Consider the following 23899-nt stretch of genomic DNA (forward strand, 5'->3'; position numbering starts at 1 on the left):
CCGGTGAAGATGCCGGGTACCTGCGACAGGACGGAAAGACCCCATGGAGCTTTACTGTAGCTTGACGTTGGGTCTTGGTACTACATGTACAGGATAGGTGGGAGACTAAGAAGCATGGACGCCAGTCTGTGTGGAGTCAACCTTGGGATACCACCCTTGTAGTACTGGGATCCTAACCATAGGCCTTGAATCAGGTCTTGGAACACCGTCAGGTGGGCAGTTTGACTGGGGCGGTCGCCTCCTAAAAAGTAACGGAGGCGCTCAAAGGTTTCCTCAGCACGGTCGGAAATCGTGCGAAGAGTGTAAAGGCAAAAGGAAGCTTGATTGCAAGACATACAGGTCGAGCAAGGACGAAAGTCGGACTTAGTGATCCGGTGGTACCGCATGGAAGGGCCATCGCTCAACGGATAAAAGCTACCCTGGGGATAACAGGCTTATCTCCCCCAAGAGTCCACATCGACGGGGAGGTTTGGCACCTCGATGTCGGCTCATCACATCCTGGGGCTGTAGTAGGTCCCAAGGGTTGGGCTGTTCGCCCATTAAAGTGGTACGCGAGCTGGGTTCAGAACGTCGTGAGACAGTTCGGTCCCTATCCGTCGCAGGCGTAGGAAATTTGAGAAGACCTGTCCTTAGTACGAGAGGACCGGGATGGACGTACCTCTGGTGTACCAGTTGTTCTGCCAAGGGCATGGCTGGGTAGCTATGTACGGAATGGATAAGCGCTGAAAGCATCTAAGCGCGAAGCCAACTTCAAGATAAGATTTCCCACCGTAAGGGTAAGACCCCAGGAAGACTACCTGGTTGATAGGTCGAAGGTGTAAGTGCAGTAATGTATTTAGCTTATCGATACTAATAGGTCGAGGACTTGACCAAAAGAAATGATGGAATTCTAAATGGTATGCAGTTTTCAGAGTACTAACTTTGAAAAAACTTTATAAAAAGTTAATTGAAAGATTATGTGGTTATTATAGCAAAGAGGATACACCTGTTCCCATACCGAACACAGAAGTTAAGCTCTTTAGCGCTGATGGTACTTGGTGGGTAATTGCCTGGGAGAGTAAGACGTAGCCACGTAATCTTTTTTTAAAAAATGCCTTTAATATGATTTTTATCATTTAAAGGCATTTTTTACGCTTAAGGATATTATAATACTTAAAAAAATGTGGATAAATTCTGAATGTAAGTAATATCAATAAGCTATTTTTGAGCTTAAAAAAGATTTTGAACAAAGGACGGAGTTGTTAACGACATGAGCGAAGCGAATTTTTATAATTTTAAGCATTATAGTTAATATTGTACTAGGATTATACAAAATAAAATATATAATGATATAATATAGATTAGTGATATCGATTGTAAGTAATATTATATAGAGAAGAAATATAATTTATAAGTTTGGAAGGGGTAAATTATGAACACTAAAGAGAGAAGAGAGTTACTATTGAGTATATTAAATAAATCAACCAATCCTATAAAGGGTGATGAGTTAGCGAATATTTTAAATGTAAGCCGACAAGTAATAGTTCAAGATATAGCTTTAATAAGAGCAACAGGAGTAGATATAATAGCTACTCCTCAAGGGTATGTAATATATAATACTAAAATGTCATCTAAAGTTATAGAATGCAGAAACCATACTGATGAAGATGAATTTTATAATGAGTTAAAGACTATAGTAGATTTAGGTGGTAAAGTAAAAGATGTAATAGTAAAACATCCGATTTATGGAGAAATTAAAGTAGATTTAGATATAGCTTCTAATAGAGATATAGATAAATTTATGAAAAAAGCCTCAAGTGATGAATTTAAACAATTATCAACATTAACAAAAAATAGCCATTTTCACACAATTGAAGCAAAAAGTGAAGAGATATTAGATGAAATTATTTCCTCATTATTAGATAAAAATATACTTGCAAATAATAGCAAAAAATAGTCTATAAAAATTATAAAACATTATTTTGCAAAAATAATCTAATTAACTCGTTGTGCTAGTTAAATATAATTATTGAAAATACTAGAATCTAGTAATATATATTTTTATAGTTCAAAAAAAATATATATATGTTTTAATTAAAATACTTCATCAAGTAAAGTTATCATTTTGTATTGTTTAAAAGTACCATAAACAATAAAAGTATTTTATAATGTAGAATTATTATTAAAACATATATAGTAATTTTAATATGTTTAGTAAAATAACTATCACAATAGATTAATTTTTAATTATAAAAGCAAATATTTTAACTAAAATAAAATAATAAAAAGTTTGAATAATACTATTGAAACTTGGTTATATATATAATATAATGATTATCAAATAAAACAATTAGTTTAAAAGCTATGAAGGAAAATAGTAAAAAATATTTTTGTATTCAGAGAGTGAGTGGTTGGTGTGAACTCATTGCAATGATTTTTGAATCCATTCCAGAGCTTCTAGTCGGAAATAATAGTAAGATTAGACGTATACCTACGTTACAGGATTGAGAGGACTATACATATACTGTATGGTCAATTAGGGTGGCAACGCGGATTAAAGACTTTCGTCCCTTTTTATAGGGGGATAGAAGGTCTTTTTTTATTACAATTAATTGTTTTAGGAAAGTTATTCAACAAAAATCTTAAGATAAATTTTAAAAAGATAACGTTATCTAAATGTACATATGTATTAAAAGATAAGCTAGAAAATAGCTATAAAATAAAAATAGGAGGAAGTAAAATGCTAGATATAAAAAGAATAAGAGAAAACTTAGAAGACATAAAAAAAGCAATGGATAGAAGAGGGGAAAAAGAATTCGATTTAGATGCTGTAGTTGCATTAGACGATAAGAGAAGAGAATTACTTAAAGAAGTTGAAGTAATGAAAAATGAGTTAAATGTTGAATCTAAGAAAATACCTCAACTTATAAAAGAAGGTAAAGATGTAGATGCTGCAAAGGCTCAGTTAAAAGAATTATCAGATAAGATAAAGGCTATAGATGAGCAAGTTAGAGCAGTTGAAGGGGAAATGGAATATAACTTAATGAGAATCCCTAATGTTCCTCACCCAGATGTTCCACAAGGAACGACAGATGAAGATAATGTTGAAATAAGACAATGGGGAGAAACTCCAAAGTTTGACTTTGAAAGTAAAGCACACTGGGATCTAGGTACAGATCTTGGAATATTAGATTTTGAAACTGCTGGTAAAATAACAGGTTCAAGATTTACTTTATATAAAGGTTTAGGAGCAAGACTTGAAAGATCTATAATAAACTTCTTCTTAAACACTCATACAGCAGAACATGGATATACAGAAGTGTTACCTCCATTCATGGCAAATAGAGCAAGTTTTATAGGAACAGGACAATTACCAAAGTTCGAAGAAGATATGTTTAAGATAGAAGGTATGGAATATTTCTTAATACCAACTGCAGAGGTTCCAGTAACTAATATACATAGAGATGAAATATTAACTGCAGATCAATTACCTATAAAGTATTGTGCATATACACCATGTTTCAGATCTGAAGCAGGATCTGCTGGTAGAGATACAAGAGGTTTAGTAAGACAACATCAATTCAACAAAGTTGAATTAGTTAAATTCTGTGATCCTCAAAATTCTTATGAAGAGTTAGAAAAATTAACTAATGATGCAGAAAGAATGTTACAATTATTAGGATTACCATACAGAGTAGTTAGAATATGTACAGGTGATTTAGGATTCACTGCAGCATTCAAGTATGACTTAGAAGTCTGGATGCCAAGTTACAACAGATATGTTGAAATATCTTCTTGTTCAAACTTTGAAGATTTCCAAGCTAGAAGAGCTGGTATAAGATTCAAGAGAGATAAAAAATCTAAAGCTGAATATGTTCATACATTAAATGGTTCAGGATTAGCAGTAGGAAGAACTTTAGCGGCTATATTAGAAAACTATCAACAAGCTGATGGATCTGTAGTTGTTCCAGAAGTATTAAGACCATATATGGGTGTAGATGTTATAAAGAAAAATGAATTATAAGATATAGTTTATATAAATATAAGAGTATCCTAAGATTATTATTTTAAGATACTCTTATATATTTTTAATAAAATATAGTTTATATAAATATAATTTATTAATGATTAAGTCTAAAACCTTATTAAAAATATATTAGATCGCTGTGATAATTGAATATTATTATTGAAAATACTATAGTCTAAAATCTACATTTTGATAGCTAAAAAACTATATAGTAATTTCAATAGGTTTAGTAAGAAAACTAGCATAACAGATTAATTCATTGTATTAGATAAATTATATTTTTGAAAGTACTAGCGTTTATAATAAAAAAATAATTACTAAAAAATTTTATGTAACATTTTAAATATGTGTAGGGAATAAGTAGCACGACAGATTAAGTTATTTATTTTGTATATAGAGCACTATGCATATATGAGTTTATATTAATAGTATTAATATTTAAATTTAAGTTGAAATATAAAATAAACTATGTTAATATAAACTTGTTGTAAGTTTTAGGAGGATATATGGAAAACTCATACTACATGAAAGAGGCTTTAAAAGAAGCAAATAAAGCATATGAAAAAGGTGAAACACCTATAGGAGCTGTAATTGTAAAGAATAATGAAATTATAGCAAGGGCTCATAATTTAACTGAAACGTTAAATGATTGTACAGCTCATGCAGAAGTTTTAGCTATAAGACAAGCTTCAGAAAAGTTAGGTGGATGGAGACTAGTTGATTGTGATTTATATGTAACGATGGAGCCGTGTATAATGTGTAGTGGAGCAATAGTTCACTCTAGAATAAAAAAACTTATAATTGGAACAAAACATATAAAAAATGCATATACAGAAAAACAACATGAATTTAAAATAGATTATTATAAATATAATAATATCGAGACCACATTCGGTGTATTACAAGAAGAATGCTCTAATATATTACAAGAATTTTTTAAGAATTTAAGGAAAAGATAATATGGAGAGTTGGTCGAGATGGTCGAAGGCGCTCGCCTGGAAAGTGAGTATACGTCAAAAACGTATCATGGGTTCGAATCCCATACTCTCCGCCAGAGAATATTAAATATGGTTGTAATTTTGCTGTACTAGATGGGGAGGTAGCGGTGCCCTGTAACCTGCAATCCGCTATAGCAGGATTGAATTCCATCTAGAGGCTTTTGCTTTGTAAGGCTGCCCTAAATAAGTGATGTTGACGCTTAGGTCCTGCGCAACGAAAGCTCATGAACCCCGTCAGATCCGGAAGGAAGCAGCGGTAAGTGATCACTTTCGTGTGCCGCAGGGGTGCCTAAGCCGAGTTAACTGTTTAGGTAACGCTTGTGAAGTAAAGTCAATAGATGGTGTACAGCATTTAATATATAAAATAGAATCCCTTTAATCAGGGATTTTTTTAATATGCAAAAATTTTAATTTATATAACTTTATTAAATATAATGATATAATATTTCAAGATATAGGAAATTAATATATTAGATTGATTTTTACATTAAGGAGAGAGAGGAATGCATAAAGCATTATATAGATCGTATAGACCTCAAAATTTTGAAGATGTTGTGGGTCAGGAACATATTATAAGAACATTAAAGAATCAGATAGAAAATAATAATGTAGGTCACGCTTACTTATTTTCAGGTACAAGAGGTACTGGTAAAACATCTACAGCTAAGATATTTGCAAGGGCTGTTAACTGTGAGAATAGTGTTGATCAAGAGCCTTGTAATGAATGTGAAGTGTGTAGAGATATATTAAATGATAATGTTATGGATGTAGTAGAAATAGATGCTGCTTCTAACAATAGTGTAGATGATATAAGGGAGCTTAGAGAAAGTGTTAAATATTCTCCAGCTAAGGCTAAGTATAAAGTATATATAATAGATGAGGTACACATGTTATCTCAAGGTGCATTTAATGCATTATTAAAGACTTTAGAAGAGCCACCATCATATGTAATATTTATATTAGCTACTACAGAACCTCATAAAATACCAGCGACAATTTTATCAAGATGTCAAAGGTTTGATTTTAAGAGAGTTACTGTTAAAGATATGACTACTAGGATGCAAAGGATTTGTGATGAAGAAAATATAGAAGTAGAAGAAAAAGCACTAAACTTAATTGCTAGAAACTCTCAGGGAGCATTAAGAGATGCTCTTAGTATATTAGATCAATGTATATCTTTTTCAGATAATAAAATAGAATACAAAGATGCTGTAGAGTTATTAGGAACAGTTAATATAGAGCAATTATTCGAAATGGCTCAGTCAATAATAGATCAGGATACAAAGAAATCTCTTCATATATTAAATGAGTTTGTTGTATGGGGGAAGGATATAAGAAATTTAATAAATGACTTGATAGATCATTTTAGAAATTTAATGGTCTGTAAAGTCTCAACAGAATTAGATGAGATTATATCACTTCCAGAAGAAACGATAAAACAATTAAAAGAACAATCTAAGATAGTAGATATAAATGATTTAATAAGAATTTTAAATATATTATCAGAGACTCAAGATAATATGAAAACATCATCAAATCCCAGAGTATTAGCAGAAGTTACTATTATGAAAACTGCTCAACCTATGTTTGATGAAAGCAAAGAAGCTTTAATAAAAAGAATAGAAAATTTAGAAAAAACTATTGAAAGCGGTAATATAACAATAAATACAAGGGAGAATCATATATCGAACAATGAGATAGTTATAGAGGAAGAAGAACCTAAAGAAATAGTATATGAAAATGTAAAAAGTGAAGATGTTAAATTAATAGAGTCATCATGGCAGAAGATAAGGCAGAAAATAAAAGAAGATAAAGTAAATAAACAGATGCCGGTATATTTCTTATTAGGTGATGTGAGTGGGTTTAATGTTTATAATAATAACTTATATATAATTTATGGACATGGATTTGAATTTGCAAAGAAAAGATTAAGTAACCCAGAAACTATATCATATATAGAACAAATGATAAGAGAAACTATTAATAGAAGCTTTAGTATAAAAATAATATTAGAGTCTGAAGTTAAAGATATAGAGCTAGAAATAAAAAACGATAAAATGGATAAAGGTGAAGAATTACTAAAGTCTATAGTTAATGAAGATATACTTGAAATAAAAGATAATGAAGAAAAACAAGAGTAATAATAAAAAAGATTATGATATAATAATAAAATATATATAAATTTTAAAAGGAGGATTTTAGTTATGGCTAAAAGAGGTTTTGGAGGCGGAATGATGCCTGGAAATATGAATAATTTATTAAAGCAAGCTCAAAAAATGCAAGAAAATATGCAAAAAATGCAAGCTGAGTTAGAAGCAAAGGAAATAGAGTCTTCTGTTGGTGGAGGAGCTGTTACAGTAAAGGTTAATGGTAAGAAAGAATTAATAGATATAAATATAAAACCTGAAGTAGTTGATCCAGATGATATAGAAATGTTACAAGACTTAGTTTTAAGTGCAGTTAATGAAGCATTAAGAAGTGTTGACGAAATGCAATCAAGTCAAATGAGCAAAGTAACTGGAGGAATGAATATACCAGGATTATTCTAGTAGGTGATTATATGCAAGTTTATACAGGGCCTATAACTAGGCTGATAGAAGAATTTTCAAAGCTTCCTGGAGTTGGAAGAAAAACTGCTCAAAGATTAGCATTTCATATTATAAATATGAATACTAATGATGTAGAAGCTTTATCTAAAGCTATAATAGAAGCTAAGAGAGAAATAAAATATTGTTCTATTTGTTGCAATATAACAGATACAGACCCTTGTAGTATGTGTTCTAATAAAAATAGAGATTCTAGTGTAATATGTGTTGTGGAAGATCCAAGAGATGTAGCAGCAATGGAAAGAACTAGAGAGTTTAAAGGTCAATATCATGTATTAAATGGCGTTATATCTCCTATGGATGGCATAGGACCTGACATGATAAAGATAAAAGAGCTGATACAAAGATTAGGAGCGCAAGACGTAAAAGAGATAATAATGGCTACTAACCCAACGATAGAAGGGGAAGCAACAGCTATGTACATAGCAAGGCTTTTAAAACCTATGGGTATAAAAGTTACAAGAATAGCACATGGTCTACCTGTAGGTGGAGATTTAGAGTATGCTGATGAGGTTACTATATCTAAAGCTTTAGAAGGTAGAAGAGAAATATAAAAAATCGAGGTATATACCTCGGTTTTTATGTTTAATAGGAGTGTAATATGGAAACAACTATGAATTTAGAAAAATATAAATCTATGAAAAAAGCTAGTACTATATCAGAGGAAAAAAAATCAAAAAATATAGATATAGATGCTTTGATTAAGAAAAAATCAAAAAAAACTTCAAGCAATATGAGTAGTGAATTTAGAAATAATTATAAGAATTATCAATATGATTATGAAGAAGATTTTTATGAGCCGAGATACTAAGTTTAAGGTTTTTAGATAATGATATTTAAATATTTTTTATAGCAAAAGAGAGCCAAGTAATAATAAAATTATTTCAAGGCTCTTTTTTATAAGTATATTTATTTAGCATATATTAAAGTTTATTCATTACTGCTTAATATATCTACAACTAAGTTAGAGATATTGACTGCCGAATTGAATTTTCGTATAGACTTTATATTTTTTCTAAGACTATCTAATCTAGAAGGATCATCTATAAGTACTTTCAGTAAAACAGGTAAGCTATACTTTTTAGTTGTTCTAAGTGCAGCACCACAATTAGTTAAGAAGTCTAAATTTTCTTCTTCTTGGCCGGGTATAAAGTATGGCACAATCATAGGTACATCATTAAGCAATGCTTCTGTAGTAGTAAGACCACCAGGTTTTGATATTAATACATCAATAGAAGCTAAGATATCATTCATTTTATTCGTATATCCTAATAAACATATATTTTTATTATGTATAGTGGAATCTAACATTTTTGATAATCTGTCTTTTAAATGCTCATTTCTTCCAGTAACTACTAATATTTGAAAATCTCTATCTACAGTAAGTAATTCCTCTAATGTTTCTTTTATATTACCAGCTCCGAAACTTCCACCCATAAGTAAGACAGTTAATTTTTCAGGAGATAAGCCAAGTTCAGTTAATACAGTTTCTCTATCTCTATGACTTAAGAAAGATTTTTCAACAGGAATTCCAAAAGCCTTAACTTTTTCACTGTCAACTCCTTCGTATACTAGCAACTCTTTAACATATTCATGTCCAACAATATAATAATCAATTTCATTTTGAATCCACGTTGAGTGTGTAGTATAGTCTGTTAAAACGGATATCATAGGTGGTATATCCACTTTAGTAGATTTATAGAAGCTTTCACTTCGACTTAAAGAATGAATATTATTATTTTTTTTCAATGTGCTAAGAGCTATCATAGGAAATGGGTGAGTTCCTATAATTAAATCAGGACTAGAGTCATTTAATAAATGCTTGAATTTTCTAGCCATTAAAGATGTAAGGGGATTTCCTTTAAATTCATTTTTAGAGGCAAGACTAGTTTCGGAAAATCTATATACACTGCCATATGCTTTAGGTGTATATAGTGCTGATTTTTCATAACCTCCAGAAATTACTTTATCCATTGTATTATTAACTAACTTTAAACTATCGACAATTTCACATTCTATCGACATATTATCTATAGTTCTACTTTCAAGTTCTTCCTTAATTGCGCGAGCAGCTCTATTATGCCCGCCGCCAGTAGATGCTGACATGATTAGTACTTTTTTGATCATAAAAGTTCCTCCTAATATAATAGAGTATATTGAACAATCATATAATTTTATGTATTATTAATTATACTTTAAAAAACTAAAATATTACATAGTATTAAATTATTATTAACTGATATATGATAATAATAATCTAATAGAATAAAAAAATACAAGCATATAGTGCTTAGGAGGTATATTAAATGAAAAATATAGAAATATATACTAGTGACACATGTATCCAGTGTATTAAAGTTAAAGAATATTTTAAAAATAGAAATATAGAATTTAAAGAATACAATATATCTAAAGATTTAGAAGCTAAAAGAGAGCTAATAAGAATGGGATATATGTCTATTCCAGTTATACTTATAGATGGAGAACATGTATTAGGATTTGATTTAAATAGAATAGAAAGTTTATTACAAAAATAAATTAAAAGAAGAATTAATAATAGATAAATATTAGGTAAAATTTCTAAAATAATTTTTTTACTAATGTTATAATTTTGAAAGAATATAAAAAATAAAAGTATGGATATTATTTTATTATAAATTATAAAAGCTTTAAATTAATATGTTATGCTAGTTAATCTATTGAATATATTCAAAATACTATGTATAGATTTTTAGCTATGAAAATACCCTATTATAAAGTCTAGTATTTTTAATAACTAAAATTAACTAGCACAACACGTTAAATTAAGTTATATATAGCTGTATAAATCCGATAAAATGGGATATTCTAATATAGAATAATTTTATATACAGAAGTAAAAATAAAAATATAAAATAAAAATATAAAAAAAGTATTGACGATATGAATATAAGATGATATATTATTACTTGTCCTTAAGAAAAAGGAAAAACAAATAAAAACAACTTAAAAAAATAGGTTGACAAAGAAAGATAACTTTGGTAAACTTAAGAAGTTGTGAAAATGAACTTTGAAAATTAAACAGTAGGTTAATTTATAGAATTGAAACTAAACAAACCAAGCCAGATATTCAGATAATGATTAGTCTGAGCAGGTAACAACTTTTATTTGAGAGTTTGATCCTGGCTCAGGATGAACGCTGGCGGCGTGCCTAACACATGCAAGTCGAGCGATTTACTTCGGTAAAGAGCGGCGGACGGGTGAGTAACGCGTGGGTAACCTGCCCTGTACACACGGATAACATACCGAAAGGTATGCTAATACGAGATAAAATACTTTTATCGCATGGTAGAAGTATCAAAGCTTTTGCGGTACAGGATGGACCCGCGTCTGATTAGCTAGTTGGTAAGGTAACGGCTTACCAAGGCGACGATCAGTAGCCGACCTGAGAGGGTGATCGGCCACATTGGAACTGAGACACGGTCCAAACTCCTACGGGAGGCAGCAGTGGGGAATATTGCACAATGGGCGAAAGCCTGATGCAGCAACGCCGCGTGAGCGATGAAGGCCTTCGGGTCGTAAAGCTCTGTCCTCAAGGAAGATAATGACGGTACTTGAGGAGGAAGCCCCGGCTAACTACGTGCCAGCAGCCGCGGTAATACGTAGGGGGCTAGCGTTATCCGGAATTACTGGGCGTAAAGGGTGCGTAGGTGGTTTCTTAAGTCAGAGGTGAAAGGCTACGGCTCAACCGTAGTAAGCCTTTGAAACTGGGAAACTTGAGTGCAGGAGAGGAGAGTGGAATTCCTAGTGTAGCGGTGAAATGCGTAGATATTAGGAGGAACACCAGTTGCGAAGGCGGCTCTCTGGACTGTAACTGACACTGAGGCACGAAAGCGTGGGGAGCAAACAGGATTAGATACCCTGGTAGTCCACGCCGTAAACGATGAGTACTAGCTGTCGGAGGTTACCCCCTTCGGTGGCGCAGCTAACGCATTAAGTACTCCGCCTGGGAAGTACGCTCGCAAGAGTGAAACTCAAAGGAATTGACGGGGACCCGCACAAGTAGCGGAGCATGTGGTTTAATTCGAAGCAACGCGAAGAACCTTACCTAAGCTTGACATCCTTTTGACCGATGCCTAATAGCATCTTTCCCTTCGGGGACAGAAGTGACAGGTGGTGCATGGTTGTCGTCAGCTCGTGTCGTGAGATGTTGGGTTAAGTCCCGCAACGAGCGCAACCCTTGCCTTTAGTTGCCAGCATTAAGTTGGGCACTCTAGAGGGACTGCCAGGGATAACCTGGAGGAAGGTGGGGATGACGTCAAATCATCATGCCCCTTATGCTTAGGGCTACACACGTGCTACAATGGGTGGTACAGAGGGCAGCCAAGTCGTGAGGCGGAGCTAATCCCTTAAAGCCATTCTCAGTTCGGATTGTAGGCTGAAACTCGCCTACATGAAGCTGGAGTTACTAGTAATCGCAGATCAGAATGCTGCGGTGAATGCGTTCCCGGGTCTTGTACACACCGCCCGTCACACCACGGAAGTTGGGGGCGCCCGAAGCCACTTAGCTAACCCTTTTGGGAAGCGAGTGTCGAAGGTGAAATCAATAACTGGGGTGAAGTCGTAACAAGGTAGCCGTATCGGAAGGTGCGGCTGGATCACCTCTTTTCTAAGGAGAATTACCTACTGTTTAATTTTGAGGGTTCATTCCTCAATGTTAGTACCTTGAAAACTGCATAACATTTAGTGATATGACATCATTTTAAACATATATAGACAAGAAAAGTCTTTAAAATTACAACTCTAATAACTGGTCAAGTTATTAAGGGTGCAGGGCGGATGCCTTGGCACTAGGAGCCGATGAAGGACGTGATAAGCTGCGATAAGCTTCGGGGAGTTGCACGTAAACTTTGATCCGAAGATTTCCGAATGAGGAAACTCACTTAGAGTAATGTCTAAGTATCGTTAAGTGAATACATAGCTTAGCGAGGGGAACCCGGGGAACTGAAACATCTAAGTACCCGGAGGAAGAGAAAGAAATTCGATTCCGTAAGTAGCGGCGAGCGAACGCGGAACAGGCCAAACCAATGAAGTTTACTTCGTTGGGGTTGCGGACATGTCATTAACGAAGAGGTCATCGTAGATGAAGAGAGTTGGAAAGCTCCGCTATAAAGTGTAATAGCCACGTAGTTAAAACGATAATTCTTTAGATATGATCCAGAGTACCACGGGACACGTGAAACCCTGTGGGAAGCAGGAGGGACCATCCTCCAAGCCTAAATACTACCTAGTGACCGATAGCGCATAGTACCGTGAGGGAAAGGTGAAAAGAACCCCGGGAGGGGAGTGAAATAGAACCTGAAACCCTGTACTTACAAGCTGTGGGAGCACATTACTTGTGTGACCGCGTACTTTTTGTAGAACGGGCCAACGAGTTACGTTAAGTAGCAAGGTTAAGCACTTAAGGTGTGGAGCCGTAGCGAAAGCGAGTCTTAAATGGGCGATTAAGTTACTTGGCGTAGACCCGAAACCGGGCGACCTATCCATGAGCAGGTTGAAGCGAAAGTAAAATTTCGTGGAGGACCGAACCCACGAGCGTTGAAAAGCTCGGGGATGACTTGTGGATAGCGGTGAAATTCCAATCGAGCCCGGAGATAGCTGGTTCTCCCCGAAATAGCTTTAGGGCTAGCCTCAAGCGTAGAGAAACGGAGGTAGAGCACTGAATGTCCTAGGGGGTATTGCACTTACCGAAGACTATCAAACTCCGAATGCCGTTTTCTTTTACTTGGGAGTCAGACTGTGGGTGATAAGATTCATAGTCAAAAGGGCAACAGCCCAGATCGTCAGCTAAGGTCCCTAAATGTACGTTAAGTGGTAAAGGATGTGGGATTGCACAGACAACCAGGATGTTGGCTTAGAAGCAGCCACTCATTTAAAGAGTGCGTAATAGCTCACTGGTCGAGTGATCCTGCGCCGAAAATTTCCGGGGCTAAAACGTACTACCGAAGCTACGGCATCAATTATGATGGGTAGGGGAGCTTCGTATGCAGGCTGAAGCATGACCGTAAGGACATGTGGACAGTATACGAGTGAGAATGTTGGCATGAGTAGCGAGACGTGGGTGAGAATCCCACGGGCCGTAAACCCAAGGTTTCCAGGGGAAGGTTCGTCCGCCCTGGGTTAGTCGGGACCTAAGCCGAGGCCGAAAGGCGTAGGTGATGGACAACAGGTTGATATTCCTGTACCGCCAATAAGCGTTTGAGAGATGGAGTGACACAGTAGGATAAGCTAACCGTACTGTTGGTTATGTACGGCTAAGCATTGAGGCAGTCTAAATAGGCAAATCCGTTTAGACAATGCTAGGATGTGATGGGGAAGCCCTTCGGGGCGAAGTAGCTGATTTCACACTGTCAAGAAAAGCTTCTATCGAGTTTAAAGGTGCCCGTACCGTAAACCGACACAGGTGGGTGAGGAGAGTATCCTAAGGCCAGCGAGAGAACTATTGTTAAGGAACTCGGCAAAATGACCCCGTAACTTAGGGAGAAGGGGTGCCTGTCTATGACAGGCCGCAGAGAATAGGCCCAAGCGACTGTTTACCAAAAACACAGGTTTCTGCTAAGTCGCAAGACGATGTATAGGAGCTGACGCCTGCCCGGTGCTGGAAGGTTAAGGGGATCTGTTAGAGCAATCGAAGCAGTGAACTTAAGCCCCAGTAAACGGCGGCCGTAACTATAACGGTCCTAAGGTAGCGAAATTCCTTGTCGGGTAAGTTCCGACCCGCACGAAAGGCGTAACGATTTGGGCACTGTCTCAACAATAGACTCGGTGAAATTGTAATCCCGGTGAAGATGCCGGGTACCTGCGACAGGACGGAAAGACCCCATGGAGCTTTACTGTAGCTTGACGTTGGGTCTTGGTACTACATGTACAGGATAGGTGGGAGACTAAGAAGCATGGACGCCAGTCTGTGTGGAGTCAACCTTGGGATACCACCCTTGTAGTACTGGGATCCTAACCATAGGCCTTGAATCAGGTCTTGGAACACCGTCAGGTGGGCAGTTTGACTGGGGCGGTCGCCTCCTAAAAAGTAACGGAGGCGCTCAAAGGTTTCCTCAGCACGGTCGGAAATCGTGCGAAGAGTGTAAAGGCAAAAGGAAGCTTGATTGCAAGACATACAGGTCGAGCAAGGACGAAAGTCGGACTTAGTGATCCGGTGGTACCGCATGGAAGGGCCATCGCTCAACGGATAAAAGCTACCCTGGGGATAACAGGCTTATCTCCCCCAAGAGTCCACATCGACGGGGAGGTTTGGCACCTCGATGTCGGCTCATCACATCCTGGGGCTGTAGTAGGTCCCAAGGGTTGGGCTGTTCGCCCATTAAAGTGGTACGCGAGCTGGGTTCAGAACGTCGTGAGACAGTTCGGTCCCTATCCGTCGCAGGCGTAGGAAATTTGAGAAGACCTGTCCTTAGTACGAGAGGACCGGGATGGACGTACCTCTGGTGTACCAGTTGTTCTGCCAAGGGCATGGCTGGGTAGCTATGTACGGAATGGATAAGCGCTGAAAGCATCTAAGCGCGAAGCCAACTTCAAGATAAGATTTCCCACCGTAAGGGTAAGACCCCAGGAAGACTACCTGGTTGATAGGTCGAAGGTGTAAGTGCAGTAATGTATTTAGCTTATCGATACTAATAGGTCGAGGACTTGACCAAAATAAATGATGGAATTAAATGATATGCAGTTTTCAGAGTACTAACTTTGAAAAAACTTTATAAAAAAGTATTGACATTATTAATTAAAAATGTTAATATTATACTTGTCCTTAAGAAAAGGACGAAAAATTGTAATATGGTTATTATAGCAAAGAGGATACACCTGTTCCCATACCGAACACAGAAGTTAAGCTCTTTAGCGGCGATGGTACTTGGTGGGTGACTGCCTGGGAGAGTAGCACGTAGCCATGTTAAGGCCCATTGGTCAAGCGGTCAAGACACCGCCCTTTCACGGCGGTAACAGGGGTTCGATTCCCCTATGGGTCACCAATATCTCGGGACTATAGCTCAGCTGGGAGAGCACCTGCCTTACAAGCAGGGGGTCACAGGTTCGAGCCCTGTTAGTCCCACCATTTGCGGCCTGGTAGTTCAGCTGGTTAGAATGCCAGCCTGTCACGCTGGAGGTCGAGGGTTCGAGTCCCTTCCAGGTCGCCAACTTAATTAAATACGCGGGAATATGGCTCAGTTGGTAGAGCAATTGACTGTTAATCAATGGGTCACAGGTTCGAGTCCTGTTATTCCCGCCAATATATGCTGGTGTGGCTCAACGGTAGAGCAGCTGACTTGTAATCAGCAGGTTGTAGGTTCGATTCCTATCACCAGCTCCACGTGGAGGATTTCCCGAGCGGCCAAAGGGGGCAGACTGTAAATCTGTTAGCATTGCTTTCGGTGGTTCGAATCCACCATCCTCCACCAACTATATATGAAGTAAAATGCGGATGTGGCGGAATTGGCAGACGCACCAGACTTAGGATCTGGCGCCTACGGCGTGGGGGTTCGACTCCCTTCATCCGCACCACTTTACTTTTTAAAATAATGTGGGTGCATAGCTCAGCTGGATAGAGCAACGCCCTTCTAAGGCGTGTGTCCGGGGTTCGAATNGGGATTCGCCAAGTCGGTAAGGCATAGCACTTTGACTGCTACATGCGTAGGTTCGAGTCCTGCATCCCCTGCCAAATTAATATTTGATCCATTAGCTCAGTCGGTAGAGCACCTGACTTTTAATCAGGGTGTCCCGCGTTCGAGTCGCGGATGGATCACCAAATGGAGAGGTGTCCGAGTGGTTTAAGGAGCTGGTCTTGAAAACCAGTGATGCTTAACGGCACCGTGGGTTCGAATCCCACCCTCTCCGCCAAATGCCCAGATAGCTCAGTCGGTAGAGCAGGGGACTGAAAATCCCCGTGTCGGTGGTTCGATTCCGCCTCTGGGCACCATAAATATGGCGGTATAGCTTAGTTGGCTAGAGCGTTCGGTTCATACCCGAAAGGTCACAGGTTCGACTCCTGTTACCGCTACCAAATTAATGTGGACCATTAGCTCAGTTGGTTAGAGCGCCCGGCTCATAACCGGTAGGTCCGGGGTTCGAGTCCCTGATGGTCCACCATATTAATTTAAAATAAGTACTTCGAGGTGTAGCGCAGTTTGGTAGCGCACGTGGTTTGGGACCATGGGGCCGGGGGTTCGAGTCCCTCCACCTCGACCAATATATGGTGGGTATAGCTCAGTTGGTTAGAGCGCCAGATTGTGGCTCTGGAGGTCGTGAGTTCGACTCTCATTATCCACCCCATATAATTTGATCCATTAGCTCAGTCGGTAGAGCACCTGACTTTTAATCAGGGTGTCCCGCGTTCGAGTCGCGGATGGATCACCAAGTACGGCGACATAGCCAAGTGGTAAGGCAGTGGACTGCAACTCCTTGATCCCCAGTTCGAATCTGGGTGTCGCCTCCAAAAAAATTGAATGCCGAAGTGGCGGAATTGGCAGACGCACAGGACTTAAAATCCTGCGGGACTTACCTCCCGTACCGGTTCGATTCCGGTCTTCGGCACCATTTTTTTACCCTTAATATCGCGGGGTGGAGCAGTTGGCAGCTCGTCGGGCTCATAACCCGAAGGTCGCAGGTTCGAGTCCTGCCTCCGCAACCAAATAAATATGGCCCATTGGTCAAGCGGTCAAGACACCGCCCTTTCACGGCGGTAACAGGGGTTCGATTCCCCTATGGGTCACCAATTAAATATGCGGGTGTAGCTCAATGGTAGAGTTCCGGCCTTCCAAGCCGGCTGTGAGGGTTCGATCCCCTTCACCCGCTCCAGATTAAACTTATGGGACTATAGCTCAGCTGGGAGAGCACCTGCCTTACAAGCAGGGGGTCACAGGTTCGAGCCCTGTTAGTCCCACCATTTGCGGCCTGGTAGTTCAGCTGGTTAGAATGCCAGCCTGTCACGCTGGAGGTCGAGGGTTCGAGTCCCTTCCAGGTCGCCAACTTAATTAAATACGCGGGAATATGGCTCAGTTGGTAGAGCAATTGACTGTTAATCAATGGGTCACAGGTTCGAGTCCTGTTATTCCCGCCAATATATGCTGGTGTGGCTCAACGGTAGAGCAGCTGACTTGTAATCAGCAGGTTGTAGGTTCGATTCCTATCACCAGCTCCACGTGGAGGATTTCCCGAGCGGCCAAAGGGGGCAGACTGTAAATCTGTTAGCATTGCTTTCGGTGGTTCGAATCCACCATCCTCCACCAACTATATAAATTAAATATGCGGGTGTAGCTCAATGGTAGAGTTCCGGCCTTCCAAGCCGGCTGTGAGGGTTCGATCCCCTTCACCCGCTCCAGATTAAACTTATGGGACTATAGCTCAGCTGGGAGAGCACCTGCCTTACAAGCAGGGGGTCACAGGTTCGAGCCCTGTTAGTCCCACCATTTGCGGCCTGGTAGTTCAGCTGGTTAGAATGCCAGCCTGTCACGCTGGAGGTCGAGGGTTCGAGTCCCTTCCAGGTCGCCAACTTAATTAAATACGCGGGAATATGGCTCAGTTGGTAGAGCAATTGACTGTTAATCAATGGGTCACAGGTTCGAGTCCTGTTATTCCCGCCAATATATGCTGGTGTGGCTCAACGGTAGAGCAGCTGACTTGTAATCAGCAGGTTGTAGGTTCGATTCCTATCACCAGCTCCACGTGGAGGATTTCCCGAGCGGCCAAAGGGGGCAGACTGTAAATCTGTTAGCATTGCTTTCGGTGGTTCGAATCCACCATCCTCCACCAACTATATAAATTAAATATGCGGGTGTAGCTCAATGGTAGAGTTCCGGCCTTCCAAGCCGGCTGTGAGGGTTCGATCCCCTTCACCCGCTCCAGATTAAACTTATGGGACTATAGCTCAGCTGGGAGAGCACCTGCCTTACAAGCAGGGGGTCACAGGTTCGAGCCCTGTTAGTCCCACCATTTGCGGCCTGGTAGTTCAGCTGGTTAGAATGCCAGCCTGTCACGCTGGAGGTCGAGGGTTCGAGTCCCTTCCAGGTCGCCAACTTAATTAAATACGCGGGAATATGGCTCAGTTGGTAGAGCAATTGACTGTTAATCAATGGGTCACAGGTTCGAGTCCTGTTATTCCCGCCAATATATGCTGGTGTGGCTCAACGGTAGAGCAGCTGACTTGTAATCAGCAGGTTGTAGGTTCGATTCCTATCACCAGCTCCACGTGGAGGATTTCCCGAGCGGCCAAAGGGGGCAGACTGTAAATCTGTTAGCATTGCTTTCGGTGGTTCGAATCCACCATCCTCCACCAACTATATATGAAGTAAAATGCGGATGTGGCGGAATTGGCAGACGCACCAGACTTAGGATCTGGCGCCTACGGCGTGGGGGTTCGACTCCCTTCATCCGCACCACTTTACTTTTATCATGCGGGAATAGTTCAGTGGTAGAGCGTCACCTTGCCAAGGTGAAAGTCGCGAGTTCGAATCTCGTTTCCCGCTCCAAAAAATAATGTGGGTGCATAGCTCAGCTGGATAGAGCAACGCCCTTCTAAGGCGTGTGTCCGGGGTTCGAATCCCTGTGCGCTCACCACTTTATTTAGGGGATTCGCCAAGTCGGTAAGGCATAGCACTTTGACTGCTACATGCGTAGGTTCGAGTCCTGCATCCCCTGCCAAGTTAATATTTGATCCATTAGCTCAGTCGGTAGAGCACCTGACTTTTAATCAGGGTGTCCCGCGTTCGAGTCGCGGATGGATCACCAAGTGGAGAGGTGTCCGAGTGGTTTAAGGAGCTGGTCTTGAAAACCAGTGATGCTTAACGGCACCGTGGGTTCGAATCCCACCCTCTCCGCCAAATGCCCAGATAGCTCAGTCGGTAGAGCAGGGGACTGAAAATCCCCGTGTCGGTGGTTCGATTCCGCCTCTGGGCACCATTTTATTATGGCGGTATAGCTTAGTTGGCTAGAGCGTTCGGTTCATACCCGAAAGGTCACAGGTTCGACTCCTGTTACCGCTACCAAATTAATGTGGACCATTAGCTCAGTTGGTTAGAGCGCCCGGCTCATAACCGGTAGGTCTGGGGTTCGAGTCCCTGATGGTCCACCATATTAATTTAAAATAAGTACTTCGAGGTGTAGCGCAGTTTGGTAGCGCACGTGGTTTGGGACCATGGGGCCGGGGGTTCGAGTCCCTCCACCTCGACCAATATATGGTGGGTATAGCTCAGTTGGTTAGAGCGCCAGATTGTGGCTCTGGAGGTCGTGAGTTCGACTCTCATTATCCACCCCAATTTTTATTTAGTATGGCGACATAGCCAAGTGGTAAGGCAGTGGACTGCAACTCCTTGATCCCCAGTTCGAATCTGGGTGTCGCCTCCACTATTAACAAATGCGCCTATAGCTCAACTGGATAGAGTGTCTGACTACGAATCAGAAGGTTAGGGGTTCGAGTCCCTTTGGGCGCACCATAAAAGATCCGGGATTATAGCTCAGCTGGGAGAGCACCTGCCTTACAAGCAGGGGGTCACAGGTTCGAGCCCTGTTAATCCCACCAGTGTTTAACCTCTAGTGATAATTCACTAGGGGTTTTTTAATATAAAAATAACTTACTAGATTAACTTCTAAATAATGTATATAAAGTATTAAATGTGTCTAAATTCATATATATATGAGTTTAGGAGGATATAATATGAGCGCTAAAAAAAAGATTGAAAAAGAATTAGAAAAAGAGAATATAATTAAAGAAATAAAAAAAGCTCAAGCTGATGTAATAACGGCTGAAAAATTTTTCCAGTTAGTTAGTGAACCAGAATTAGTAGATGTTGCAATATATAATTTAGAAGCTAAAAAATCTAGATACAGATATTTAATAAAGATTGCAAAAGAAAAGGGAATAAAGAAATCTTTAAAAGAATCCTTAATAGAAGCAATAGCTAAATAATTTAAGAGGAGATGATATTTTGTACATAGTTTTTGGAAATGAAATAATTGATAGCAGTGAGATAAAAGATATTATAGAAAATAATAGTGATTTTAATGTAGAAAAAGATTTAACAAAAGGAAGTAAAAGAGAAGATACACTTGCATATCAAGTAAGTATAAATGTAGATTTATTAAATGAAGTTATAAAAGAAAATTATGAATTAGATGAATTAAATGAAGAAGAGTTATTTGATGAGTATATGACGTTATCTGATGAACTAGCTATGGAATTAGAAGAATATATGCCAGAAGATGTTATAATAAATGCTAGGGCGTATAAATGGGATAACTCGGATAACACTATAAAATCAGTATTAGCGATGGCTCATTTAGAGTTAGGAGAATTAAAGCTTTCAGATATAACTAGGAGATTATTAACACAAGTTGATTAATTAGGGATCTAAATAGATTGATTATATTAGTAGATATAAGTAAAAGTAATCTATATGAAAATATTGAGATTTGTTAATCAAAACTATAAATATACAAAAGACGAAGTATTATCAATTAACAAATGAATATTATAATGTATGTTTAATAGTAACAAGATATACAATTTTTTTAAAGCTGTTTTAAGGTAGGTTAGATAAAATTTATAATTAATATACATAAACAAAAGGGTTACAGCAGAAATACTGTAGCCTTTTATATTATATTTATAAAGATAGAAATACATATACTTATATTTTATATACTAACCAACGTACAACAAAATAAGTAATAAGATAAAAATTAGAGAATTGCTATTATTACAAGTGTAACACTTTATGTGTATGTTGAAGAGGAGATTTTTGGAGGTATTTTATATTTAAAGTATTAGAGAGGTATATTCTTTATTATATTTACTACAAAATTAAACTATTTTTGAGTTATTAGAAAAATCAAATCTTTTAGGATAAAATTTTTAAATAATCTGTTAGTGTTTTCGTTAGGACCTCTTTTTCAAGAAGCACGCCAACATGTAAAATAAATATCTATATATAATATATTTTTAATTTTATTATAAGCATCAAATTCCTGGATTTTATCAATTGTAAATATTTAATTAATTTATTTGAATTTGACTACAATTCTTTGAAATAATATAAATTAAAGGTTAATTATTTTCTTTTTATTCTCCAGCTCATTTTGTTATTTAGGAAAATTTAATTTACTATATAAGCTAAATACTTTTTACTAGCGAGATTTATTATGATTTTTCTTAAAATTGTATAAGCAAGATATTTTATGGTTCTTTTTATATTTGATATGAAGTCGAAGAAATTAGTTATACAACATCTTTTATTTATGATAATATGTTTGCAATTTATAAATTTATGTAGTTTTATGTGAAGTAGTTTTGTAGTGATTATTACTGTAATATGAACATAAACTTACGAGTTATTTTTTATCAATTTTTAGGTTTTTCACTTGATTTAAGCTTAATATGATAATTTACCGTATTAAAAAGATATATCAAAGTAGATAGATTATAAAAAATTATAAAAAAAATTTAAAAAGTATTGACGATATGAATATAAGATGATATATTATTACTTGTCCTTAAGAAAAAGGAAAAACAAATAAAAACAACTTAAAAAAATAGGTTGACAAAGAAAGATAACTTTGGTAAACTTAAGAAGTTGTGAAAATGAACTTTGAAAATTAAACAGTAGGTTAATTTATAGAATTGAAACTAAACAAACCAAGCCAGATATTCAGATAATGATTAGTCTGAGCAGGTAACAACTTTTATTTGAGAGTTTGATCCTGGCTCAGGATGAACGCTGGCGGCGTGCCTAACACATGCAAGTCGAGCGATTTACTTCGGTAAAGAGCGGCGGACGGGTGAGTAACGCGTGGGTAACCTGCCCTGTACACACGGATAACATACCGAAAGGTATGCTAATACGAGATAAAATACTTTTATCGCATGGTAGAAGTATCAAAGCTTTTGCGGTACAGGATGGACCCGCGTCTGATTAGCTAGTTGGTAAGGTAACGGCTTACCAAGGCGACGATCAGTAGCCGACCTGAGAGGGTGATCGGCCACATTGGAACTGAGACACGGTCCAAACTCCTACGGGAGGCAGCAGTGGGGAATATTGCACAATGGGCGAAAGCCTGATGCAGCAACGCCGCGTGAGCGATGAAGGCCTTCGGGTCGTAAAGCTCTGTCCTCAAGGAAGATAATGACGGTACTTGAGGAGGAAGCCCCGGCTAACTACGTGCCAGCAGCCGCGGTAATACGTAGGGGGCTAGCGTTATCCGGAATTACTGGGCGTAAAGGGTGCGTAGGTGGTTTCTTAAGTCAGAGGTGAAAGGCTACGGCTCAACCGTAGTAAGCCTTTGAAACTGGGAAACTTGAGTGCAGGAGAGGAGAGTGGAATTCCTAGTGTAGCGGTGAAATGCGTAGATATTAGGAGGAACACCAGTTGCGAAGGCGGCTCTCTGGACTGTAACTGACACTGAGGCACGAAAGCGTGGGGAGCAAACAGGATTAGATACCCTGGTAGTCCACGCCGTAAACGATGAGTACTAGCTGTCGGAGGTTACCCCCTTCGGTGGCGCAGCTAACGCATTAAGTACTCCGCCTGGGAAGTACGCTCGCAAGAGTGAAACTCAAAGGAATTGACGGGGACCCGCACAAGTAGCGGAGCATGTGGTTTAATTCGAAGCAACGCGAAGAACCTTACCTAAGCTTGACATCCTTTTGACCGATGCCTAATCGCATCTTTCCCTTCGGGGACAGAAGTGACAGGTGGTGCATGGTTGTCGTCAGCTCGTGTCGTGAGATGTTGGGTTAAGTCCCGCAACGAGCGCAACCCTTGCCTTTAGTTGCCAGCATTAAGTTGGGCACTCTAGAGGGACTGCCAGGGATAACCTGGAGGAAGGTGGGGATGACGTCAAATCATCATGCCCCTTATGCTTAGGGCTACACACGTGCTACAATGGGTGGTACAGAGGGCAGCCAAGTCGTGAGGCGGAGCTAATCCCTTAAAGCCATTCTCAGTTCGGATTGTAGGCTGAAACTCGCCTACATGAAGCTGGAGTTACTAGTAATCGCAGATCAGAATGCTGCGGTGAATGCGTTCCCGGGTCTTGTACACACCGCCCGTCACACCACGGAAGTTGGGGGCGCCCGAAGCCACTTAGCTAACCCTTTTGGGAAGCGAGTGTCGAAGGTGAAATCAATAACTGGGGTGAAGTCGTAACAAGGTAGCCGTATCGGAAGGTGCGGCTGGATCACCTCCTTTCTAAGGAGAATTACCTACTGTTTAATTTTGAGAGTTTATTAAAAACTTTCAAAAAGAGGGCGA

The 23899-nt window shown here is 38.8% G+C and carries 11 protein-coding genes, 52 tRNA genes, 5 rRNA genes, 1 other RNA gene and 2 other annotated features; of the genes, 68 read left to right on the forward strand and 1 reads right to left on the reverse strand.

Features of this window, described 5'->3' with window-relative positions:
- Positions 1-861 (forward strand) — a sequence feature (23S ribosomal RNA rRNA prediction is too short).
- 96 nt (positions 862-957) lie between these two features.
- From rrf (CRIB_RS11770) to CRIB_RS11815, 10 genes are all read left to right on the forward strand, one after another.
- Positions 958-1074 (forward strand): 5S ribosomal RNA (rrf, locus tag CRIB_RS11770).
- Between the two features lie 337 nt (positions 1075-1411).
- Positions 1412-1936, forward strand: coding sequence for a transcription repressor NadR (locus CRIB_RS11775; RefSeq protein WP_180702508.1), 525 nt, complete (start codon positions 1412-1414; stop codon positions 1934-1936).
- 398 nt (positions 1937-2334) lie between these two features.
- Positions 2335-2554: a binding site (T-box leader), on the forward strand.
- A 165-nt stretch (positions 2555-2719) separates the two neighbouring features.
- Positions 2720-4003 (forward strand): serine--tRNA ligase, encoded by a 1284-nt coding sequence (gene serS, locus CRIB_RS11780; RefSeq protein ID WP_180702509.1) that lies wholly within the window; start codon positions 2720-2722, stop codon positions 4001-4003.
- A 509-nt stretch (positions 4004-4512) separates the two neighbouring features.
- A complete protein-coding gene (locus CRIB_RS11785; RefSeq protein WP_180702510.1) occupies positions 4513-4965 on the forward strand; it encodes a nucleoside deaminase in 453 nt (150 codons plus the stop codon).
- 3 nt (positions 4966-4968) lie between these two features.
- Positions 4969-5060: transfer RNA gene (locus CRIB_RS11790), tRNA-Ser, on the forward strand.
- 28 nt (positions 5061-5088) lie between these two features.
- Positions 5089-5353, forward strand: an RNA gene (gene ffs / locus CRIB_RS11795) — signal recognition particle sRNA large type.
- 154 nt (positions 5354-5507) lie between these two features.
- Entirely contained in the window at positions 5508-7145 is a 1638-nt protein-coding gene (gene dnaX / locus CRIB_RS11800; RefSeq protein WP_180702511.1) for a DNA polymerase III subunit gamma/tau, read from the forward strand.
- Positions 7146-7208: 63 nt separating this feature from the next.
- Positions 7209-7553 (forward strand): YbaB/EbfC family nucleoid-associated protein, encoded by a 345-nt coding sequence (locus tag CRIB_RS11805; protein ID WP_180702512.1) that lies wholly within the window; start codon positions 7209-7211, stop codon positions 7551-7553.
- 11 nt (positions 7554-7564) lie between these two features.
- A complete protein-coding gene (gene recR / locus CRIB_RS11810) occupies positions 7565-8164 on the forward strand; it encodes a recombination mediator RecR (RefSeq protein ID WP_180702513.1) in 600 nt (199 codons plus the stop codon).
- A 47-nt stretch (positions 8165-8211) separates the two neighbouring features.
- On the forward strand, positions 8212-8421 hold the full coding sequence (locus CRIB_RS11815) for a hypothetical protein (RefSeq protein ID WP_180702514.1): 210 nt from the start codon (positions 8212-8214) through the stop codon (positions 8419-8421).
- A 119-nt stretch (positions 8422-8540) separates the two neighbouring features.
- Here the strand turns inward: CRIB_RS11815 and CRIB_RS11820 are convergent, their stop codons facing one another.
- Positions 8541-9737: an MGDG synthase family glycosyltransferase gene (locus tag CRIB_RS11820; RefSeq protein ID WP_180702515.1), complete on the reverse strand. Its 1197-nt coding sequence runs from the start codon at positions 9735-9737 to the stop codon at positions 8541-8543.
- A gap of 179 nt (positions 9738-9916) precedes the next feature.
- Between CRIB_RS11820 and CRIB_RS11825 the strand changes: the two genes are divergently transcribed.
- The 58 genes from CRIB_RS11825 (at position 9917) to CRIB_RS12110 (ending at position 23836) form a co-directional block, all read left to right on the forward strand.
- Positions 9917-10147 (forward strand): glutaredoxin family protein, encoded by a 231-nt coding sequence (locus tag CRIB_RS11825; protein ID WP_180702516.1) that lies wholly within the window; start codon positions 9917-9919, stop codon positions 10145-10147.
- A 606-nt stretch (positions 10148-10753) separates the two neighbouring features.
- A 16S ribosomal RNA gene (locus CRIB_RS11830) occupies positions 10754-12258 on the forward strand.
- Between the two features lie 143 nt (positions 12259-12401).
- A 23S ribosomal RNA gene (locus CRIB_RS11835) occupies positions 12402-15301 on the forward strand.
- A gap of 135 nt (positions 15302-15436) precedes the next feature.
- Positions 15437-15553, forward strand: a 5S ribosomal RNA gene (rrf, locus tag CRIB_RS11840).
- Together the 16S, 23S and 5S rRNA genes with 51 tRNA genes alongside form the textbook arrangement of a ribosomal RNA operon.
- 3 nt (positions 15554-15556) lie before the next feature.
- A tRNA-Glu gene (locus tag CRIB_RS11845) sits at positions 15557-15631 on the forward strand.
- Between the two features lie 7 nt (positions 15632-15638).
- Positions 15639-15714 (forward strand) — tRNA-Val (locus CRIB_RS11850).
- Positions 15715-15719: 5 nt separating this feature from the next.
- Positions 15720-15796: transfer RNA gene (locus CRIB_RS11855), tRNA-Asp, on the forward strand.
- Positions 15797-15812: 16 nt separating this feature from the next.
- Positions 15813-15888 (forward strand) — tRNA-Asn (locus CRIB_RS11860).
- A 6-nt stretch (positions 15889-15894) separates the two neighbouring features.
- Positions 15895-15969 (forward strand) — tRNA-Thr (locus CRIB_RS11865).
- Between the two features lie 3 nt (positions 15970-15972).
- A tRNA-Tyr gene (locus tag CRIB_RS11870) sits at positions 15973-16057 on the forward strand.
- Between the two features lie 19 nt (positions 16058-16076).
- Positions 16077-16160, forward strand: a tRNA-Leu gene (locus CRIB_RS11875).
- Positions 16161-16328: 168 nt separating this feature from the next.
- A tRNA-Lys gene (locus CRIB_RS11880) sits at positions 16329-16404 on the forward strand.
- Positions 16405-16407: 3 nt separating this feature from the next.
- Positions 16408-16496 (forward strand) — tRNA-Ser (locus tag CRIB_RS11885).
- A 3-nt stretch (positions 16497-16499) separates the two neighbouring features.
- Positions 16500-16575, forward strand: a tRNA-Phe gene (locus CRIB_RS11890).
- Positions 16576-16582: 7 nt separating this feature from the next.
- Positions 16583-16659: transfer RNA gene (locus CRIB_RS11895), tRNA-Met, on the forward strand.
- Between the two features lie 9 nt (positions 16660-16668).
- A tRNA-Ile gene (locus CRIB_RS11900) sits at positions 16669-16745 on the forward strand.
- Positions 16746-16767: 22 nt separating this feature from the next.
- A tRNA-Pro gene (locus CRIB_RS11905) sits at positions 16768-16844 on the forward strand.
- A 7-nt stretch (positions 16845-16851) separates the two neighbouring features.
- A tRNA-His gene (locus CRIB_RS11910) sits at positions 16852-16928 on the forward strand.
- A gap of 8 nt (positions 16929-16936) precedes the next feature.
- A tRNA-Lys gene (locus tag CRIB_RS11915) sits at positions 16937-17012 on the forward strand.
- Positions 17013-17017: 5 nt separating this feature from the next.
- Positions 17018-17091, forward strand: a tRNA-Cys gene (locus CRIB_RS11920).
- A gap of 12 nt (positions 17092-17103) precedes the next feature.
- Positions 17104-17192, forward strand: a tRNA-Leu gene (locus tag CRIB_RS11925).
- An 18-nt stretch (positions 17193-17210) separates the two neighbouring features.
- Positions 17211-17286, forward strand: a tRNA-Met gene (locus tag CRIB_RS11930).
- Positions 17287-17295: 9 nt separating this feature from the next.
- A tRNA-Glu gene (locus tag CRIB_RS11935) sits at positions 17296-17370 on the forward strand.
- 9 nt (positions 17371-17379) lie between these two features.
- Positions 17380-17453 (forward strand) — tRNA-Gly (locus CRIB_RS11940).
- A 12-nt stretch (positions 17454-17465) separates the two neighbouring features.
- Positions 17466-17541: transfer RNA gene (locus CRIB_RS11945), tRNA-Val, on the forward strand.
- Between the two features lie 5 nt (positions 17542-17546).
- Positions 17547-17623, forward strand: a tRNA-Asp gene (locus CRIB_RS11950).
- A 16-nt stretch (positions 17624-17639) separates the two neighbouring features.
- Positions 17640-17715: transfer RNA gene (locus tag CRIB_RS11955), tRNA-Asn, on the forward strand.
- Positions 17716-17721: 6 nt separating this feature from the next.
- Positions 17722-17796, forward strand: a tRNA-Thr gene (locus CRIB_RS11960).
- 3 nt (positions 17797-17799) lie between these two features.
- A tRNA-Tyr gene (locus CRIB_RS11965) sits at positions 17800-17884 on the forward strand.
- A gap of 18 nt (positions 17885-17902) precedes the next feature.
- A tRNA-Gly gene (locus CRIB_RS11970) sits at positions 17903-17976 on the forward strand.
- A gap of 12 nt (positions 17977-17988) precedes the next feature.
- Positions 17989-18064, forward strand: a tRNA-Val gene (locus CRIB_RS11975).
- Positions 18065-18069: 5 nt separating this feature from the next.
- A tRNA-Asp gene (locus CRIB_RS11980) sits at positions 18070-18146 on the forward strand.
- A 16-nt stretch (positions 18147-18162) separates the two neighbouring features.
- Positions 18163-18238: transfer RNA gene (locus tag CRIB_RS11985), tRNA-Asn, on the forward strand.
- A 6-nt stretch (positions 18239-18244) separates the two neighbouring features.
- Positions 18245-18319, forward strand: a tRNA-Thr gene (locus CRIB_RS11990).
- A gap of 3 nt (positions 18320-18322) precedes the next feature.
- Positions 18323-18407: transfer RNA gene (locus CRIB_RS11995), tRNA-Tyr, on the forward strand.
- 18 nt (positions 18408-18425) lie between these two features.
- Positions 18426-18499: transfer RNA gene (locus CRIB_RS12000), tRNA-Gly, on the forward strand.
- Positions 18500-18511: 12 nt separating this feature from the next.
- Positions 18512-18587 (forward strand) — tRNA-Val (locus CRIB_RS12005).
- Between the two features lie 5 nt (positions 18588-18592).
- Positions 18593-18669, forward strand: a tRNA-Asp gene (locus tag CRIB_RS12010).
- Positions 18670-18685: 16 nt separating this feature from the next.
- Positions 18686-18761, forward strand: a tRNA-Asn gene (locus tag CRIB_RS12015).
- A gap of 6 nt (positions 18762-18767) precedes the next feature.
- Positions 18768-18842, forward strand: a tRNA-Thr gene (locus tag CRIB_RS12020).
- Positions 18843-18845: 3 nt separating this feature from the next.
- Positions 18846-18930 (forward strand) — tRNA-Tyr (locus CRIB_RS12025).
- 19 nt (positions 18931-18949) lie between these two features.
- Positions 18950-19033 (forward strand) — tRNA-Leu (locus CRIB_RS12030).
- A 15-nt stretch (positions 19034-19048) separates the two neighbouring features.
- Positions 19049-19123, forward strand: a tRNA-Gly gene (locus CRIB_RS12035).
- 11 nt (positions 19124-19134) lie between these two features.
- A tRNA-Arg gene (locus CRIB_RS12040) sits at positions 19135-19211 on the forward strand.
- A gap of 8 nt (positions 19212-19219) precedes the next feature.
- Positions 19220-19295, forward strand: a tRNA-Gln gene (locus CRIB_RS12045).
- A gap of 11 nt (positions 19296-19306) precedes the next feature.
- Positions 19307-19382: transfer RNA gene (locus tag CRIB_RS12050), tRNA-Lys, on the forward strand.
- A gap of 3 nt (positions 19383-19385) precedes the next feature.
- A tRNA-Ser gene (locus CRIB_RS12055) sits at positions 19386-19474 on the forward strand.
- A 3-nt stretch (positions 19475-19477) separates the two neighbouring features.
- Positions 19478-19553, forward strand: a tRNA-Phe gene (locus CRIB_RS12060).
- A gap of 9 nt (positions 19554-19562) precedes the next feature.
- A tRNA-Met gene (locus CRIB_RS12065) sits at positions 19563-19639 on the forward strand.
- Between the two features lie 9 nt (positions 19640-19648).
- Positions 19649-19725: transfer RNA gene (locus tag CRIB_RS12070), tRNA-Ile, on the forward strand.
- 22 nt (positions 19726-19747) lie between these two features.
- Positions 19748-19824, forward strand: a tRNA-Pro gene (locus CRIB_RS12075).
- 7 nt (positions 19825-19831) lie between these two features.
- Positions 19832-19908, forward strand: a tRNA-His gene (locus CRIB_RS12080).
- A 15-nt stretch (positions 19909-19923) separates the two neighbouring features.
- Positions 19924-19997: transfer RNA gene (locus CRIB_RS12085), tRNA-Cys, on the forward strand.
- A gap of 12 nt (positions 19998-20009) precedes the next feature.
- Positions 20010-20086, forward strand: a tRNA-Arg gene (locus tag CRIB_RS12090).
- Positions 20087-20096: 10 nt separating this feature from the next.
- Positions 20097-20172, forward strand: a tRNA-Val gene (locus tag CRIB_RS12095).
- A 135-nt stretch (positions 20173-20307) separates the two neighbouring features.
- Entirely contained in the window at positions 20308-20559 is a 252-nt protein-coding gene (locus tag CRIB_RS12100; RefSeq protein WP_180702517.1) for a DUF2508 family protein, read from the forward strand.
- A 19-nt stretch (positions 20560-20578) separates the two neighbouring features.
- Positions 20579-20992, forward strand: a complete 414-nt coding sequence (locus tag CRIB_RS12105) for a hypothetical protein (protein ID WP_180702518.1) — start codon at positions 20579-20581, stop codon at positions 20990-20992.
- Between the two features lie 1339 nt (positions 20993-22331).
- Positions 22332-23836 (forward strand): 16S ribosomal RNA (locus CRIB_RS12110).
- Positions 23837-23899: the final 63 nt, after the last annotated feature.

Source organism: Romboutsia ilealis, from assembly GCF_900015215.1.
Taxonomy (GTDB): Bacteria; Bacillota; Clostridia; order Peptostreptococcales; family Peptostreptococcaceae; genus Romboutsia; species Romboutsia ilealis.

Bases quoted from the DNA above. Each gene is read 5' to 3' on its own strand.
- CRIB_RS11785 (WP_180702510.1), top strand. From the start codon at position 4,513: ATGGAAAACTCATACTACATGAAAGAGGCTTTAAAAGAAGCAAATAAA.
- serS (WP_180702509.1), top strand. From the start codon at position 2,720: ATGCTAGATATAAAAAGAATAAGAGAAAACTTAGAAGACATAAAAAAA.
- CRIB_RS11775 (WP_180702508.1), top strand. From the start codon at position 1,412: ATGAACACTAAAGAGAGAAGAGAGTTACTATTGAGTATATTAAATAAA.
- CRIB_RS11825 (WP_180702516.1), top strand. From the start codon at position 9,917: ATGAAAAATATAGAAATATATACTAGTGACACATGTATCCAGTGTATT.
- CRIB_RS12100 (WP_180702517.1), top strand. From the start codon at position 20,308: ATGAGCGCTAAAAAAAAGATTGAAAAAGAATTAGAAAAAGAGAATATA.
- CRIB_RS11820 (WP_180702515.1), bottom strand. From the start codon at position 9,737: ATGATCAAAAAAGTACTAATCATGTCAGCATCTACTGGCGGCGGGCAT.
- recR (WP_180702513.1), top strand. From the start codon at position 7,565: ATGCAAGTTTATACAGGGCCTATAACTAGGCTGATAGAAGAATTTTCA.
- CRIB_RS11805 (WP_180702512.1), top strand. From the start codon at position 7,209: ATGGCTAAAAGAGGTTTTGGAGGCGGAATGATGCCTGGAAATATGAAT.
- dnaX (WP_180702511.1), top strand. From the start codon at position 5,508: ATGCATAAAGCATTATATAGATCGTATAGACCTCAAAATTTTGAAGAT.
- CRIB_RS11815 (WP_180702514.1), top strand. From the start codon at position 8,212: ATGGAAACAACTATGAATTTAGAAAAATATAAATCTATGAAAAAAGCT.